This is a genomic window from Micromonospora sp. NPDC002411, assembly GCF_053592955.1.
The window spans coordinates 52,066-68,131 of sequence record NZ_JBSFBM010000002.1 but is presented as its reverse complement, the minus strand read 5'-3'; the positions used below and the strand labels follow the sequence as shown (position 1 = coordinate 68,131).

The following is a 16,066-nucleotide window of genomic DNA, read 5'->3' as shown; positions in this document are numbered from 1 at the left end:
GGCCCCGAAGCCCGGCTCGGCCCCGAAGCCCGACTCCGGGCGATAGGTCGGCTCCGCGCGGTACGCCGGCTCGGCCCGATAGTCGGGCTCCGGCCGGTAACCCGGCTCGGCCCGGTAACCCGGCTCGGCGCGGTACGCCGGGTCCGACCGGTAGTCCGGCTCCGACCGGTACGCGGGGTCCGACCGGTACGCCGGCTCGGCGCGGTAGTCCGGCTCGGCCCGGTAGGCGGGGTCGACGCGGTAGGTAGCCTCGGCGCGGTAGTCGGGCTCCGCGCCGTACGACAAATCTGCTGGATGCCCGATGGCGGATGCCCGCCCCGCGTAGCCGTTGGGGGCCGCGCGCCGGGGCAGCGGGTCAGGCGGCGCGTCGTCGGCACGCCGCTCCGGCTCGGTCTGCTCCGCGCCGCGACCGCCCAGCCGGGCGCGGTCCAACAACGCACGCCACCGCGGCGCTGGTTCGGCCGGCCGGCCCCAGCCGGTCTCACTGCCCTCCACGGCCCGCCCTCCCAGCGCCATCGATCTCCGTCTGACAGGCTACGAACCAAACCCTATTCGGACCACACCTCAGAGCGCACACCAGCCGACGCAGATCACGACGACGCGGGTGTCGGGGATTCGGCACCGGTGCTGTCCGGGGAGGTGGCGATGCTCGGCGGGGGCGGCTCGGTCGACTCGGCGGACGACGGCGCGGGTGACGGAATCGTGACGACCGGTGCGGGTTCCGACGATTCGCCCACCGACGCCAGCGGCGCGGGCGCGGGCGGGGTGGACTCGACGGAAACGTCCGGGGTCGGCGCGGGCCTCGGCCCGGTGTCGGCCGGCGGGCGCACCACGTCGCGCTGTTCGGGCAGTGGTGGCGTGAAGACCGTACGGTCCAGCCGGTACACCTCGGGGGCGGGGTCGACGGCCCGAACGTCCGGGCGGGCCGCCACACCGCGCAACACCTGAGGGGCCGCCCGCACCACAGCGGCGTAGACGCAGGCGCAGCCGGTCCGGTACGCCGCCGCCTCGGCGGTCGCCACCTCGGCCCCGCTGACGTAGCGTTCCCGCAACTCCCGCTCGCCCACTCCGTCACCGTCGACAGCCGCGGCCCGGGCCTGGTAGTCGGCGGCTTCGGTGTCCTTGCGGGCCGCCACCTCTTCCATCCCGGCGACCACGTCGTCCGGCACCCGTAGCGCGGGAATCCGGACGATCTCGGTCTGCCGCCCGGGCAGCGGCACCCGCCCGAAGACGGTGGAGACCCCGACGTCGCCGAGCACCGCCGCCAGACGCTGCGGCGGCAGGTACTCGGTGAGCGTGACCAACGCGTACGTGCCACCCCCCGCGGACGAGGCGGACGCGGGGAGCGCGGCCAGGTCGGCGGCGGCGGACCGCAGGTAGCCGGGGACGGAATCACCGTCGGCGACGCCGACCCGGGTCACCTCACCCACCGTCCGGTCACCCACCGGCGCGTCGTCGACAGCCCAGACCGCGGTGCCCAGGACCGCCGCCGCGGAGAGCACGGCGGCCCAGGTGAGCACCCCGGACCGCGCCGACCGGTCGCCCAGCCGGGCCACGGCCCGGGTCAGCGGCGGCAGCAGCCGTTGGTCCAGCTGCCGCAGCAGGTTGCCGGCGCGCACGGGCGGGATCCCCTCGTCGGATCGGTGTCGGGCGGTCGCCGCTCAGTCACGCAGGATCTGGAGCGCACGGTCCAGGTCGTCAGGGTAGTCGCTGACGAACCGGACCTCGTCCCCCGTTCGGGGGTGCAAAAAGCTCAGTTCGCGGGCGTGCAACCACTGTCGGGCCAGGCCGAGACGGGCCGAGAGGGTGGGGTCGGCGCCATAGGTGAGGTCACCCACGCAGGGGTGCCGCAGGGTGGAGAAGTGCACCCGGATCTGGTGGGTCCGACCGGTCTCCAGCCGGACGTCGACCAGGCTCGCGGCCGGGAACGCCTCGAGGGTGTCGTAGTGGGTGATGCTCGGCTTGCCGCCGGACACCACCGCCCAGCGGTAGTCGTGGGTGGGGTGCCTGTCGATCGGCGCGTCCACGGTCCCGCGCAGCGGGTCCAGGTGGCCCTGCACCACGGCGTGGTAACCCTTGTCCACCTCGCGGTACTTGAAGGCCCGCTTCAACGCCGTGTACGCCTGTTCGCTCTTGGCGACCGCCATGATCCCGGTGGTCCCCACGTCGAGCCGGTGCACCACGCCCTGACGCTCGGCGGCACCACTCGTGGAGATGCGGTGGCCGATCGCGGCGAGGCCGCCGATCACCGTCGGGCCGGTCCATCCGGGGCTGGGGTGGGCCGCCACTCCGACCGGCTTGTCGACCACGACGATGTCGTCGTCGGCGTAGACCACCCGCAGGCCGGGCACCGCCTGCGGCACCACTGTCGGCGGCGCGACCGGGGCGGGCAGCGTGACGTCCAGCCAGGAGCCGGCCTTGACCTTGTGCGAGTTGGGCCGGGCGCTGCCGTCGACAAGCGCGTCCCCGGCATCCACCAGGGCCGCGGCGGCGGTGCGGGAGAGCCCGAACAGGCGGGACACGGCCTGGTCCAGTCGCATGCCGTCGAGGCCGTCCGGCACGGGCAGGGAACGGTGGTCGCCGCCAGCGGCGAATGCGGAGGTCATGCCCGCTCCTGCTGCTCGGCGCCCTGGGGGGCGTCCGTCTCGGTCGGGTCGCCGTCGCGGCCGGCGCGCCGGCCGTCACGCTGGCGGCCGGTCAGCTCCAACAGCACGGCCAGCAGCACGCCGCACACCAGCGAGCTGTCCGCCAGGTTGAACACCGGCCAGACCTGGCCGTACGGGTCGAAGAGGCTGATCATGTCGACCACGTGCCCGTGGAAGGGGGATGGTGCCCGGAAGATCCGGTCGACGAGGTTGCCCAGCGCGCCGCCCAGCACCAGGCCGAGGGAGATCGCCCAGGGCAGTGAGCGCAGTCGCAGTGCCATCCAGACGATCCAGCCGACCACACCGATGGTGATCAGCGGGAAGACCCAGGTGTGGTCCGCGCCGATGCTCCAGGCGGCACCGCTGTTACGCGTCAGGCTCAGGTAGACGAACCCGCCGAGCAGACGGACCGGCTCCCGGTCGGTCAACGCGGCCAGCGCGAGGTGCTTGGTGACCAGGTCGGCCAGCAGGGCCACCAGGGCGACTCCGGCGAGGATCGCAACGGCCCGGGGTCGGCGTGTGCCGCCGCCCGGATCGGTGCGGCCGGGTTCGGCGGACGGTGCTGCGGTCATGCGCTCCCCATCGACAGTCTCGGCGGTGATCGCTCACCGTCTCATCGCCGCCGGGGAACGGACCTCAGCGCCGTTCCTCCAGCTGCTTGCACGTCACACACTGGGTGGCCGACGGGAATGCGGCGAGGCGCTCGACCGGGATCGGGTTGCCGCACCGCTCGCACCAGCCGTAACCACCCTCGTCGAGGCGCTCCAACGCGCGCTCCACCTGCGTGATCCGTTCCAGAATGCTGTTGGCGAGAGAGATCTCCTGCTCCCGCTCGAGCGTCTTGGTGCCCGTGTCGGCCTGGTCGTCCCCGGCCGAGTCGGTCAGCCGATCGCGCTGCAGCTCGGTGATCTCGCTCAGCGTCTGATCGTACTCGGCGCGGAGCTCGTCCCGCCGCGCCGCCAACGCCGCCCGGATCTTCTCGGTCTCCGCCGTGCTCCGGGTGGCCTTGGCCACCGGCTTGCGCCCGGCGGTCCTGGTGTCGGCTGGCTTAGCCATGGGTCGCTCCCTCGGCCGGGGAGCCGCGTGGTTCGCGGCATCCTGGTCAGGGGGCGCCGACCAAGGCGTCCCCTAATGGACGAAAAGGGGCGCACGGCGACGATGGCCGCGCACTCCGGAGGTTGGCAAGAATACGGAACGTACAGGCGTCCGACAACGTGCCGCACCGTCGCACCGCTCAACAGCCCCTAGCCCTGCCTAACTGGGGCAAAGGGAACGCTAGCAGATCAACCGGGCACCTCATCCCCGTGTTCGCCAAACCACCGAGCCAGCCGACCCCGTCGGCTGACGGCCCGCAACCTCCGCTCGGCGGCGTCCCGCACCCCGGCGGTCGCCACGATCAACAGGCTGTCGCCGGTCTTCAGCCGGGTGTCCGGCGCGGGCACGAATCCCACCCCGTCGCGCAGCACCAGCGTCACCGACGCGCCCAGCGGAAGCCGCAGCTCGTCGACGTGCACGCCGGCCAACCGCGAGCCCGGCGGCACCTCCACCTGGAGCAGGTCCGCGCGCATCCGCTCCAGCGGAGCGGTCTCCACATGGATCTCGGCGGCCTCGGTCGGCGCGGTCACCCGCAACCAGCGGGCGAACGGCCCCAGCGCCCCGGCCTGCACCAGAGTGAAGATCACTACCAGCACGAAGACCACGTCGAAGAGACGCTCCGCACCGGGCACCCGCTCGGAGAGCGGAATGGTCGCCAGCACGATCGGCACCGCCCCGCGCAGGCCCGCCCAGGACAGGAACGCCTGTTCACGGAGGCCGACCCGGAACGGCAGCGCCGAGACGGCCACCGACAACGGCCGGGCCAGCAGCACCAGGGCCAGCCCCGCGACCACAGCGGGAAGCACCGCCGCGTCCAGTCGACCCGGTGAGGCCAGCAACCCGAGCAGCACGAACAGCCCGATCTGAGCGAGCCACGCCAGCCCGTCCGCGAAACCGAGGATCGCCTGCCGGTGCGACAACCGGGCGTTGCCCAGCAGCACCCCGGCCACGTACACGGCGAGGAACCCCGAGGCGTGCAGCACCGCCCCGGCGGCGTACGCCAACACGGTGATGCCCACCGCGGCGATCGGGTAGAGACCGGCCGACGGCAGCGCCGCCCGGCGCAGCGCCCAAGTGCCGGCGACACCAGCACCCACGCCCACCGCCGCACCCGCGCCCAGCTCGTAGCAGACCAGCCCGACCTCGTACCACCACGGATGCGCCCAACCCTCGTGGGACAGCAGCACCACCAGCAGCACCACCGGGGCGTCGTTCATGCCCGACTCGGCCTCCAGGGTGGCCACCAGCCGGGGCGGCAACCGCAGCCGGCGCAGTGTGGCGAAGACGGCCGCCGCGTCGGTGGACGACAGCACCGCCCCGTAGAGCAACGCCAACCGCCAGTCCAACCCCAACAGAAGGTGTACGGCGACACCGACCACCACGATGCTCACGACGACGCCGACCGTGGAGAGTGCCGAGGCCAGCCCGAGCACCGGTCGTAGCGTGCTCCACCGGGCGGTGAGACCACCCTCCGCGATGATCACGATCAGCGCGCAGAAGCCGAGGGCCCGGGTCAGCTCGACGTCGTCGAAGCGGATACCCAGCCCGCCCTCGCCGATCGCCACACCCAGCGCCAGGTAGACGAGGAGGCTGGGCACACCGAGCCGGGTGGATAGTCGCACCGCGCCCACGGCGACCAGCAGCACGGCGGCACCGAGCAGCAGCGCGATGTCCAACCCGGGCGTCACGGTTGAACCAACCCGGGCGTCACGGCTGCCTGGCCTGGGCGTTCCTCACTCGGCAGATCCGTCGCGCAGTCGACGCAGCAGCGCGGACAGCTCCGACGCGGGCCGGTCGACGAGGAAGAGCTTGTCCCGACTCGCCGCGCCGGCGCGCAGGGACACCGCCGCCGGCCGGATGCCCAGGGCGGCCGCCAACGCCCGGCGGGCCGCTTCGGTCGCCCGCCCGTCGACGGCGGGGTCGTGCACCGCGATCACCAGGGCAGGCCCGTGTGGACCGTCGAAGCGTCCACCCACCCGGTCCCGCGAGGCTCCGGGCTTCACCCGTACCGCCACGGTGAGCGTCTCCTGCGCGGGCACCGGCGCCGCTTCAGATCGGCCGGACGTCGGCGAGCAGGGCGGTGGCTGGCGCGCACTGCGCGCAGGGAGTGAACCCGAGCTCGACGGCCTCGGCGACCGGCAGCTCCTCGGGCACCCGGCCAGCGAGGAACGCGCAACTGGCGAGGTGGTAGCGAGGGTGACCGTCGACCACCTGGACAGCGTCGGGGAGTCGCGCCACCCGGGCCGCCTCGGCGGGAGTGACCGGCTGCTCGGCCGGCTCGTCGGGCACCGACCCGCCGGCACGGTAGGCGTCGTCGGTCGAAGCCGCAGACGGCGAGGCGGGGCTGACGGGCTGGACGGGAGCGGACGCGCCGTCGGTCGGAGTCACGAACGGTGCCGCGTCGTCGAACGGCGGCACCTCGTCGGCCCCGGAGCCGAACGGCGGCTCACGGTCGACCGGCGGCTCGGGTGGTTGCCGCCACCCGGTGCCGCCGGTGCCAACCGTCGTGGGCACGTGCTGGACCGGTACTTCCGGCTCGGCCAGCGGCGGCCCGTACGCCGAACCCGTGGCCTGGCTGGCCATGCGGGACACGTCGGGCTGTCGCCGGTCGGTCCGACCGGGATCCGCCGTCGCGCGGTTGGCAGCTGCCTGGCGGGCGCCCACCACCAACGCCACGGCGGCCAACAGACTGGCCGCGATGGAAATGACCAACAGGAAGCTGGATCCCCCGGCCAGACCGAGCACCAGGAGGACCACCGCGACGAGGATGAGCAGGAGACTTGCGACTATCACGGCTCACCCCCGCCGCGTCGTACCGCCCAGACGGGGCCGGCGACCGTCACCATTGTCGGAGAGCGATCGCCGGCCGGTGCTCAGCGTCCGGCTTCGAGGGCGCCGGAGCGCCCGCCGCCGCCGTACGAACCGGCGAGGCCCGCAGCGGCCAGCCCGTTGCCGCCGGCGACCCGGCCTGCCTCGGAGCGGGTCATCTCGGCTTCGAGGCCCTGGCCGCGACCGTCGAGGTCCCGCAGCTGGCTCTCCAGGTACGCCTTGAGCCGGGTGCGGTACTCACGCTCGAACTGCTTGAGCTCCTCGATGTGCTTCTGCAGGGCCGTGCGCTTGGCGTCCAGGCCGCCCATGGCCTCCTGGTGCCGCTGGCGGGCGTCCCGCTCGAGGGCGTCAGCCTTCGCGCGCGCCTCCCGGGTCACCTCCTCGGCCTTGCTGCGAGCCTCGGACAGCAGGCTGTCGGCCTCGCGGCGAGCGTCGGACACGTGGTCGTCGGCGGTGCGCTGGGCCATCATCAGCACGCGCAGGGCCTGCTGCTCGCCGTCACCGGTGACGCCAGCGGGGCCGCCGGTCGTGCGGACCTGCTCCAGCTCGGCCTGCATCGCGCGGGCGGCCTGCTCGGCCGCCGACTTGTCGCGCTGCACCCGGTCCAGCTGGGCCTTGACGTCGTTGAGCTCCGCCGCCAGTCGGGCGTCGCCGCCGGGGCCCGCGGGGGCGCCGCCACGGCCGCCGCGCTCCACCTGGGCGCGCAGCTCGTTGTTCTCCTCGATGAGACGGGCGAGCTCACGCTCGACCTCATCGAGGAAGGCGTCGACCTCTTCCTCGTCATACCCCCGCTTGCCGATCGGCGGCTTTTTGAAGGCGACGTTGTGGACGTCGGCCGGGGTCAGCGGCATCGAAACTCCTCGGGTCAGTTGCGGCCGCGAAAGCGCGTCGGTCATCAGGCAGATGCCCTGATCGACGGCCCTAACACGAACTCCATCAGCACGAACAGGATAACCAGGAGCACAAGGGAGGCCAGGTCGATGCTCACGGTACCAATTCGCAGCGGAGGGATCACACGCCTCAACGCGTTGAGAGGGGGATCAGTGACGCTCCACACGGATTCCAATCCTGCCGATGCGCCACGCCCCGGTTGCCAGCGCCGGCCGTACTGCAGGACGGCGCTCAACACGAACCGGGACAGGAGAAGGAGCAGGAAGACATAAAGGATCAGGTACAGCACTTGCAGTAAGATCGACAACACGGTCAGCGACGTCCCTCGGGTCGGGCGGGGTCAACTCAGGCTGAAAAAACCGCCCTCAGCGATCTTGGCCTTGTCCTCAGCGGTGACCTGGACATTGGCCGGTGAGAGCAGGAACACCCGATTGGTCACGCGCTCGATCGTACCGCGCAGGCCGAACGCCAGCCCGGCGGCGAAGTCCACCAGACGGCGGGCATCGGCCTCATCCATCTCGGTGAGATTGATGATCACCGGAACGCCGTCGCGGAAGTGCTCACCGATCGTGCGCGCCTCACGGTAGGTGGTCGGATGCAGCGTGGTGATCTGGTAACGCTGCTCCTCCTCGGGCAGCGCCCGCTCACGTGCCGTGACCTGCGGCGCGAGGGCCAGGTTGTCACGGGTGTGGTAGGTCAACGCGCCGGAGGTCTCACCAGCCGACGACCGCGTGATCGACCGGACGCTGGACCGCTCGATCCGCTCCGGACGCTCACCGTCGCCACGCTCGGACTCGCCCAACCGCCCGCTCGCGCGCTCGGAGAGCCGCCCCCGCTCACTGATCCGGGGCCGGGGAGCCGGCGGCTCCTCGGTGTCGTCCTCGTCCTCGTCGGCGAACTCCTCGGCGTACCGGCTCTGCCGGTAACGCGACTCGCGGTAGCCACCCTTGTCGTAGCCACCGTCGTCGTAGGCCCGCTCGTCGTCTTCCTCGACCAGACCGAGCCAGACCCCCGCCTTGCGCAGTGCACCCATCCCGCGCCCTTCCGTCCGCCGTGCGGCACGCGCCCCCGTGCCATGTCGCCCGTCGCGAGTGGACAACCATGCCCATCGGACCGAAACGGCAATCCCCCGGCGCGCGATTCGCGTCGCGCGCCACGACCCCCGACCAGGAGACGCCGTTCCTGAAACAACACTGATGTAATTTGCATGTCTCGCGGTCAGGCTACCGCAGCGTGGAACGCATTCCGAGCAACGCGCTACCGACGCGGACATGTGTCGCGCCATATCGGATCGCGATGTCGAAATCTCCGCTCATCCCCGCGGACAGCGCGGTCGCTCCCGGATGGAGGCCCCGAAACACGTCGGCGACCTCGGCGAGACGGGCGAAGGCCCGCTCCGGTTCCCAACCCAGCGGAGCGACCGCCATGAGGCCGACGAGACGCAGCCCGGGCGCGTCGGCCACCACCTCGGCCACCGGTTCCAGCCCGGCGCCCGGATCGGCCGAACCAGGCAGTGCGCCGCCCCGGGCCGCGTCGCCGTCGATGCTCACCTGGACCAGGACGTCCAGCGGCTGTTCCCGGTCGGCGGACGCGGTGGCCAAGGCCCGTGCCAGCCGGACACTGTCGACGGACTGCACCACATCGGCGTACCGGACCACCGAGCGAGCCTTGTTGCGCTGCAACTGACCGATGAAGTGCCACCGCGGTCGTACCCCGGCCGCCGCAACCTCGGCGGCCTTACCGGCCGCCTCCTGGTCGCGGTTCTCCCCCATGTCGGTCACTCCGAGCGCGGCCAGCGCGACCACGTCGCTGGCCGGGTAGGTCTTCGTCACCGCGATCATCGTGACGTCGGCGCGGTCCCGGCCGGCCTGCGCGCAGGCGTCGGCGATCCGGGACCGCACCTGAGCCAGGCCGGCCGCGATCTCGGCGTGCCGTTCCGGCCGCGCCGTGGCTGAGCTGTCGGTCATCGGCGGTGCTCAGGACCCGTTCTTGAGGAAGTCGGGGACGTCCACGTCGTCGAAGAGCACCCGGCGCGGCGACTGGGCCGGAGCCGGGTTGGTCGTCGGCGCCGGCACCGGGGTGCTCTGCGGCGCCGGTTGGTTGGTGTTGGTCTTACGGGTCGGCTCGGCCGCCTTGTACGCGGGCGTGCCGCCGTCGAAGCCCGCCGCGATGACAGTCACCCGCACCTCGTCACCGAGCGCGTCGTCGATGACCGCACCGAAGATGATGTTGGCATCCGGGTGGGCCGCGTCGGTGACCAGCTGGGCAGCGTCGTTGATCTCGAACAGGCCGAGGTCGGAACCACCGGCGATGGAGAGCAGCACGCCGCGCGCGCCGTCCATGCTCTGCTCCAGCAGCGGGCTGGAGATGGCCGCCTCGGCCGCCTCGACCGCGCGGTTCTCACCGCGGGCGCTGCCGATGCCCATCAACGCGCTGCCGGCGCCGCTCATCACGCTCTTGACGTCGGCGAAGTCCAGGTTGATCAGACCCGGGGTGGTGATCAGATCGGTGATGCCCTGCACACCGGAGAGCAGCACCTGGTCGGCGGTGCGGAACGCGTCCATCATGCTGATGTTGCGGTCGCCCAGGGCCAGCAGCCGGTCGTTCGGGATCACGATCAGCGTGTCGCACTGGTTGCGGAGTTCGTCTATCCCCGACTCGGCCTGCACCTGGCGCCGCTTGCCCTCGAAGGAGAACGGGCGGGTCACCACACCGATGGTCAGCGCGCCGAGCTTGCGGGCGATGTTCGCCACCACGGGCGCGCCGCCGGTGCCGGTGCCGCCGCCCTCGCCGCAGGTCACGAAGACCATGTCGGCGCCCTTGAGCACCTCCTCGATCTCGTCGCGGTGGTCCTCGGCGGCGTTCTTGCCGACGTCCGGGTTGGCCCCGGCCCCCAGGCCGCGGGTCAGCTCCCGGCCAACGTCGAGCTTCACGTCGGCGTCACTCATCAGCAGCGCCTGCGCATCGGTGTTGATCGCGATGAACTCGACGCCCTTGAGCCCAACCTCGATCATCCGGTTGACGGCGTTGACGCCGCCGCCCCCGATGCCGACGACCTTGATGACCGCCAGGTAGTTGTGCGGAGGTGTCATCTCCGGTCCTTTCCTTCGAGATTGGCTTCGGCCGACCGGGTACGGCGTGGCCAGACCAGCGGCCGACGACAGCTGTCACCAGCGAGGATCAGGGGTGAACCCTCACCCTCTACTAGAGGCTTACAGTTATGTCAACCACTGAACCTCTTCGGGGCAACGTAAGCGCCACCACGCCATGAGCCAAGGACCCGCCCGGCGTGTCGCCGGCCGGAGCGCAACGGGTCACGACGTCACACGCCTCCCGGCTCATCGGAAGGTCACCACGTCCGGCGCGCTCACGTCGATCCGATCGGTGTCCTCGTCGAGCAGCGCGGTGGCCACCCGGGCCTTGTCCGTACCCCGTGTCGCGTCGCCCCAGACCACCGTCCGGTCCCCCTTCAGCCGCAGGGTGATCCGGGCCAGCCCCTCCACGTTCACGTCCACCACCTCGGCGCGGAGCTGCGGAGTCAACGCGACGAGCACCTCCAGCCCGGCGCGGGTGCCCGGGTCGTCGGCAGCCGGCCGAACCACCGTCACCTGGGGCAACTCGGCGGGTCGTTGGTCCACCGTCCGGAACGCCACCCCGCTGCGGTCGATCAGGGCGAACCTCTCCCCCTGCGGCACCGCCGCCACCGGAGTCCGCTCGGTCACCCGCACCACGAGCGTGCCGGGCCAGTCCCGGGACACGGTGGCCCGCTCCACCGGGGCCAACGCGCCGACACGACGGGCGGCGGCGTTCAGGTCCACCCGGGCCAGCGGCACCCCGTCCTGCACCGCGACGGCGTCGTGCACCTGCACCGGGGTCACCAGGTCGGCGCCCTCCACCCGTACCTCCCGCACACCGAACAGCCCAGTGCCGAGAACCACCCACGCGACCAGCCCGGCCAGGGCGAGCACCCCGGCGGCCACCGCCCAGGGCAGCGCGGCGCGCATACGACGCTGCCGGGCCCGGGCCATGAACCGGCGGGTCGAGGGCGGAACCGCGTCCCGCCCGGCCCGGACCAGCTGCCAACGCCGGGCCGGACCACGACGCGGAGCGCCGCCGTCGCCGGCGCTGGTCCGCCCTCGGGCCGGGCCGGGACTCATCCGGCCGTGGACGCCGTGCCGCCGGGTGCGGCGGTGCCACCGAGGGCCGCCCCGTCGCCGCCGGCCGTGGCCCCGCCCGGCACCGGATCGCCGAGCACCGGGGCGGTGGCCACCGGGTCGACGGTCGCGGTCGGCGCGGAGCCGCCCGCCCGCTCCCCCAGCGCGGCCAGCAACTCGTCGCCCATCAGCGAGATCGGCGGGGCGCCCATGGTCACCACCACGTCCCCCGGGCGGGCCCGACGGGCCACCTCGACCGGCGCCGCCTCCCACGAGTCGACGAAGACCTTGCGGTCGGCGGGCAGGTCCACCGCCGCGATCAGCGCCGCCGAGCCCTCACCGGGCTGGCGCAGCTCGCCCGGCCCGAACACCTCCAGCAGCACCACCTCGTCGGCGATGGCCAGCGCCTCCGCGATCTCCGCCTGGTTGTCGCGGGTGCGGTACAGCCGGTACGGCTGGAAGACGACGATCAACCGCCCGTCCCCGGCCACCTCACGCAGCGTCTGCAACGCCAGCGTCATCGACGTCGGGTGGTAGGCGTACTCGTCGTAGACCAGCACGCCGTCCGCGACACCCTTGCGCTCGAAGCGCCGCCGCACGCCAGGGAAGACCGCCAGCGCGGCCTCCGCCGCCTCCAGCGGCAACTCGAGCAGGTACGTGGCCAGCACGGCGGAAGCGCTGTTCAGCCCCATGTGCCGCCCCGGCACCGGGAGCCGGAACTCGCCCAGCGACCGGCCGTCGATGGCGGCCAGGTAGCGCACCCCCCGCGCGGAGGAGGAGATCTCGGTCAGCCGCAGGTCGGCGTCGGCCGCCTCGCCGTAGGTGAACACCCGCCGCCCTTCGGCGCGCAGGCTCTCGGCCAGCCGTCGACCGCCCGCGTCGTCGGCGCAGGTGATGATGAACCCGTCCGGGTCGGTGAGGCGCGCGAACTCCACGAACGCCGCCTCCAGCGTCGCGTAGTCGCCGTAGGTGTTGAGGTGGTCCGCCTCGACGTTGGTGATGATCGAGACGTACGGGCGGTAGATGAGGAACGAGCGGTCGCTCTCGTCCGCCTCGACCACGAAGTGCTCGCCGGTGCCGTGGTGGGCGCCCGAGCCGACCTCGGAGATCTCGCCGCCGATCACGAAGGACGGGTCCACCCCGGCCTGCTGCAACACCATGGTCACCATCGACGTGGTGGTGGTCTTGCCGTGCGTACCGGCCACCGCGATCGCCCGACGGCCCGTCATGGCCGCAGCGAGGGCCTCGGAGCGATGCAGCACCCGCAGGCCGCGCCGACGAGCCTCGACCAGCTCCAGGTGGTCCTGCGGGATGGCCGAGGAGTAGACGACGGTGTCGACCCCGTCGAGGTTGGTCGCCTCGTGGCTGAGGTAGATGGTGCCGCCAAGCGCCCGCAGCCCCGCCAACGAGGGCCACTCCCGCAGATCGCTGCCGGAGACCCGGATGCCCCGGGTGAGCAGCAGCCGCGCCACGCCGAGCATGCCCACCCCACCGACACCGATCAGGTGGACGGCGCCCAGGTCCTCGGCGGTGAGCGTGCCGGCCGGGGTGAACTGCGCGGTCATCGGGCCACCGCCTGGAGGACGAAGGAGCGCAGCGCCTCGTCGCCGTCACGTCGCCCGTACCTCGCCGCGGCGGCGCCCATCGTGTGCAACCGCTGCGGGTCGCGGATGAGCGGGATGACGGTGCGCTCCAGCCAGTCCGGGGTGAGTTCCGCGTCGTCGACCAGGAGACCGCCGCCGGCCTCCACCACGGGCAGGGCGTTGCGCCGCTGCTCCTGGTTGCTGTGCGGGTACGGCACGTAGATCGTCGGCTGCCCGATCGCGGAAACCTCGGCGACGGTCATCGCGCCGCCCCGGGCCAGCATCAGGTCGGCGGCGGCGTAGCCCAGCTCCATCTCGGACAGGTACGGCAGCGTCACGTACGGCACCGGCAGGTCGGTGGGGATCGGCACCGGCTCGTTGCGCGCGCCCATCACGTGCAGCACCTGCACGCCGTTGCGGGCCAACTCCTTGGCCGCGCCGGACACCGCCAGGTTGATCGAACGGGCGCCCGACGAGCCGCCGGAGACGAAGAGCACCGGCAGGTCCGGGCGGAGCCCGAAGTGGGCGCGGGCGGCGTTGCGCAGCGCGTACCGGTCCAGTGCGGCGATGCTGCGACGCAGTGGCACCCCCACGATGGTGGCGTCGCGCAGGGACTCGGCCTGACTGGGCTGGTGCGGGAAGCCGACGGCGATGTTCTTGGTGAACTTCATGCCCAGCCGGTTGGCGACGCCCGGCGGCACGTTCACCTCGTGGATCACCATGGGCATCTCCCGACGCCACGCGGCCAGGTAGGCCGGCACCGAGACGTACCCGCCGAAGCCGACGACCACGTCGGCCTTCACCTCGTCGATCACCTTGCCCGCCGCGCGCGCGGCGGTCCACATCCGGCCCGGGGTACGGACCAGGTTCATGTTGACCGACCGGGGCAGTTGGTACGCCGGGATCTGCCGCAGGTCGTAGCCCTGCGGCGGGATCAGGTCGTTCTCCATGCCGCGTGGAGTGCCGAGGCAGGTGATCCGGACGCCCGGGTCGTGTCGGCGCAGGCAGTCGGCGAAGGCGAGCAGCGGGTAGACGTGCCCCCCGGTGCCACCTCCCGCGAGCACCACCGAACGCAGCGGACCCATCAGCGTCTCCTCTCGCTCGCCGTACCCCTGCGGCTCCGGTCCTGTCGGACCCCGCGCGGCACGGCCTGGTCGTCATGGCGCCGCTCACGGGACCGGGGCACGGACCCTCGGCCAGCGGGCGGCGTCGCCGGCCGGCGACGCCGGCCGGGAAGCGGCGGCAACGGGGCCCAGAGTAGTCGGACCCACCGGGCCGGCGGACGGGCATGCAGTGCTCTGGCCGCATCGGGTTCGGCGCGGGCGAAGGACGCCAGCATGCCGATGCCCGCCAACGTCACCACCAGGGCGCTTCCACCGTCGGAGATGAACGGCAGCGGCAGGCCGGTGATCGGCAGCAGCCCGACCACCCCGCCGATGTTGATCACGGCTTGGCTGACCAGCCAGGTGGTCACGGCGGCGGCGGCGAGCCGGCGGAACGGGTCGTCGACCCGGCGGGCGATCCGCAACCCGGTGTACGCGAGGACCGCGAACAGGGCGAGCACCACCGCGCAGCCGATCACGCCCAACTCCTCGGCGATGATCGCGAAGATGAAGTCGTTGTGCGCCTCGGGCAGCCAGTCCCATTTCAGGCTGCCCTTGCCCAGCCCGACGCCGAACCAGCCGCCGTGCTCGATGGCCAGCCGCCCCTGGTAGAACTGGAGGCAGCCGTCGAGCTTGCAGGTCTCCGGGTCCGGCGGGTTGAAGAACATGGCCAGCCGGGCGAAGCGGTAGTTCTCCTCGCCGCGTTCGCCGGAGCCGGCCCCGAGCGAGGCCACCGCGACGAGCAGGCCGACGCCGAGCAGCCCGACGACCGTCAGCACGCCGAAGACCCGCATCCGGACACCGGCGGCCCAGAGCAGCCCCACCACCAGGGCCAGCAGGCAGAGCATCGTGCCCGTGTCGTTGTAGCCGACCAGGACGAAGAGCAGGCCCATCACCGGGAAGAGCGGGGTGGCCAACTCCCGCCACCACCCCAACGCGGCACCCTTGCGGGCGATCAGGTGCGCGCCCCACAACACCAGCGCGAACTTGGCCAGCTCCGAGGGCTGCACCTGGATCCCGCCGATGAACAGCCAGTTCAGGCGCGCCTCGATCGGCCCGAATCCGGCCGACTTCTGGTTCGTGAGCCGGGCGTAGGCGACCAGCAGGTTGAGGACCAGCAACAGCACCACCGAGGTGATCAGCAAGGGCCGGCCCAGGGACCGGTAGGTGCTGGCGGGCAGCCGTTGGCAGGCCCAGAACGCACCGATGCCGATGACCGCGAAGATGGCCTGCTTGGTCACCGAGGCCGAGGCGTTGCCGTCCTCGGCGTAGTCCTTCACGCTGGTCGCCGAGAAGACCATGGTCAGCCCGATCAGCAGCAGCAGGCCGGCACAGGACAGCAGCAGGTAGTAGGAGGCCAGCGGCCGGTCCAGCAGGCCGCGCAGGGCGGCGAGCCCGGCGGCCCCGTCCAGCCCGCGCAGCGGCGCCGGCGGTTCCGGCTCGCGGCCCGCAGCGCCGGACTCCGGACCCGTGGTTGCCGCGCCGGGCCTCGGCTCACGCGGCGGCGAACCGGACTCCTTACCGCCCGCCGCCGCGCCGGACCTCAGCCCTCGCGGCGGCGCGCCGGGTTCCGAGCCACGCCGGTCGTCCGCGCGGCCCGGCGGAACGCTGCCCGCCGGGCCCGCTGACCGCCGCGGCCGGACGGCCGTCCTGTCGTCCCTGTCGTCGGTGCCTGGTTCCTCCCCCACCCCGACATCATCACCGCTAGCCACGCCCGGCGAGCCCACAACGAGACCCCCGGCGTGTCGGACCGCAAAGATCCGCAC

At 72.5% G+C, this 16,066-nt stretch carries 16 protein-coding genes and 1 pseudogene; all 17 read right to left on the bottom strand.

Annotation, left to right across the window (positions count from 1 at the left end; all coding sequences use genetic code 11):
- Positions 1 to 516, bottom strand: a pseudogene (locus tag ACWCO3_RS00725) (ATPase); the annotation flags it as partial.
- A 74-nt stretch (positions 517 to 590) separates the two neighbouring features.
- Positions 591 to 1,619, bottom strand: a complete 1,029-nt coding sequence (locus ACWCO3_RS00720) for a hypothetical protein (RefSeq protein ID WP_145779739.1) — start codon at positions 1,617 to 1,619, stop codon at positions 591 to 593.
- Positions 1,620 to 1,661: 42 nt separating this feature from the next.
- The gene (locus ACWCO3_RS00715; RefSeq protein WP_145779738.1) at positions 1,662 to 2,606 is read right to left on the bottom strand and encodes an RluA family pseudouridine synthase; all 945 of its coding nucleotides are present in this window, start codon (positions 2,604 to 2,606) and stop codon (positions 1,662 to 1,664) included.
- Positions 2,603 to 3,217: a signal peptidase II gene (lspA, locus tag ACWCO3_RS00710; RefSeq protein ID WP_145779737.1), complete on the bottom strand. Its 615-nt coding sequence runs from the start codon at positions 3,215 to 3,217 to the stop codon at positions 2,603 to 2,605. Before lspA ends, ACWCO3_RS00715 begins: the two co-directional genes overlap by 4 nt.
- Positions 3,218 to 3,281: 64 nt before the next feature.
- Positions 3,282 to 3,701, bottom strand: a complete 420-nt coding sequence (locus ACWCO3_RS00705) for a TraR/DksA family transcriptional regulator (RefSeq protein ID WP_124770807.1) — start codon at positions 3,699 to 3,701, stop codon at positions 3,282 to 3,284.
- A gap of 227 nt (positions 3,702 to 3,928) precedes the next feature.
- Positions 3,929 to 5,428 carry a potassium/proton antiporter gene (locus ACWCO3_RS00700; protein WP_450007756.1) on the bottom strand — a complete coding sequence of 500 codons (1,500 nt, stop codon included), beginning with the start codon at positions 5,426 to 5,428 and terminating at the stop codon, positions 3,929 to 3,931.
- Between the two features lie 45 nt (positions 5,429 to 5,473).
- Complete coding sequence (locus tag ACWCO3_RS00695; protein ID WP_354886920.1) at positions 5,474 to 5,779, bottom strand: DUF167 domain-containing protein; 306 nt, start codon at positions 5,777 to 5,779, stop codon at positions 5,474 to 5,476.
- Positions 5,780 to 5,789: 10 nt separating this feature from the next.
- The gene (locus tag ACWCO3_RS00690) at positions 5,790 to 6,533 is read right to left on the bottom strand and encodes a hypothetical protein (RefSeq protein WP_450007754.1); all 744 of its coding nucleotides are present in this window, start codon (positions 6,531 to 6,533) and stop codon (positions 5,790 to 5,792) included.
- Between the two features lie 80 nt (positions 6,534 to 6,613).
- On the bottom strand, positions 6,614 to 7,420 hold the full coding sequence (locus ACWCO3_RS00685; RefSeq protein ID WP_088988417.1) for a DivIVA domain-containing protein: 807 nt from the start codon (positions 7,418 to 7,420) through the stop codon (positions 6,614 to 6,616).
- Positions 7,421 to 7,464: 44 nt separating this feature from the next.
- Entirely contained in the window at positions 7,465 to 7,770 is a 306-nt protein-coding gene (locus tag ACWCO3_RS00680; RefSeq protein WP_030334503.1) for a YggT family protein, read from the bottom strand.
- Positions 7,771 to 7,800: 30 nt separating this feature from the next.
- Positions 7,801 to 8,493, bottom strand: a complete 693-nt coding sequence (locus ACWCO3_RS00675; RefSeq protein ID WP_357935843.1) for a cell division protein SepF — start codon at positions 8,491 to 8,493, stop codon at positions 7,801 to 7,803.
- 190 nt (positions 8,494 to 8,683) lie between these two features.
- Positions 8,684 to 9,427, bottom strand: a complete 744-nt coding sequence (locus ACWCO3_RS00670; protein WP_450007751.1) for a YggS family pyridoxal phosphate-dependent enzyme — start codon at positions 9,425 to 9,427, stop codon at positions 8,684 to 8,686.
- Between the two features lie 9 nt (positions 9,428 to 9,436).
- Positions 9,437 to 10,552: a cell division protein FtsZ gene (gene ftsZ, locus ACWCO3_RS00665; protein ID WP_145779731.1), complete on the bottom strand. Its 1,116-nt coding sequence runs from the start codon at positions 10,550 to 10,552 to the stop codon at positions 9,437 to 9,439.
- A gap of 246 nt (positions 10,553 to 10,798) precedes the next feature.
- Positions 10,799 to 11,617 carry a cell division protein FtsQ/DivIB gene (locus ACWCO3_RS00660; protein ID WP_145779730.1) on the bottom strand — a complete coding sequence of 273 codons (819 nt, stop codon included), beginning with the start codon at positions 11,615 to 11,617 and terminating at the stop codon, positions 10,799 to 10,801.
- Positions 11,614 to 13,179, bottom strand: coding sequence for a UDP-N-acetylmuramate--L-alanine ligase (murC, locus tag ACWCO3_RS00655; protein WP_145779729.1), 1,566 nt, complete (start codon positions 13,177 to 13,179; stop codon positions 11,614 to 11,616). The genes ACWCO3_RS00660 and murC overlap by 4 nt, the downstream gene beginning before the upstream one ends.
- On the bottom strand, positions 13,176 to 14,282 hold the full coding sequence (gene murG, locus ACWCO3_RS00650) for an undecaprenyldiphospho-muramoylpentapeptide beta-N-acetylglucosaminyltransferase (protein WP_145779728.1): 1,107 nt from the start codon (positions 14,280 to 14,282) through the stop codon (positions 13,176 to 13,178). The genes murC and murG overlap by 4 nt, the downstream gene beginning before the upstream one ends.
- Positions 14,282 to 15,712: an FtsW/RodA/SpoVE family cell cycle protein gene (locus tag ACWCO3_RS00645; protein ID WP_145785527.1), complete on the bottom strand. Its 1,431-nt coding sequence runs from the start codon at positions 15,710 to 15,712 to the stop codon at positions 14,282 to 14,284. Before ACWCO3_RS00645 ends, murG begins: the two co-directional genes overlap by 1 nt.
- Positions 15,713 to 16,066: the final 354 nt, after the last annotated feature.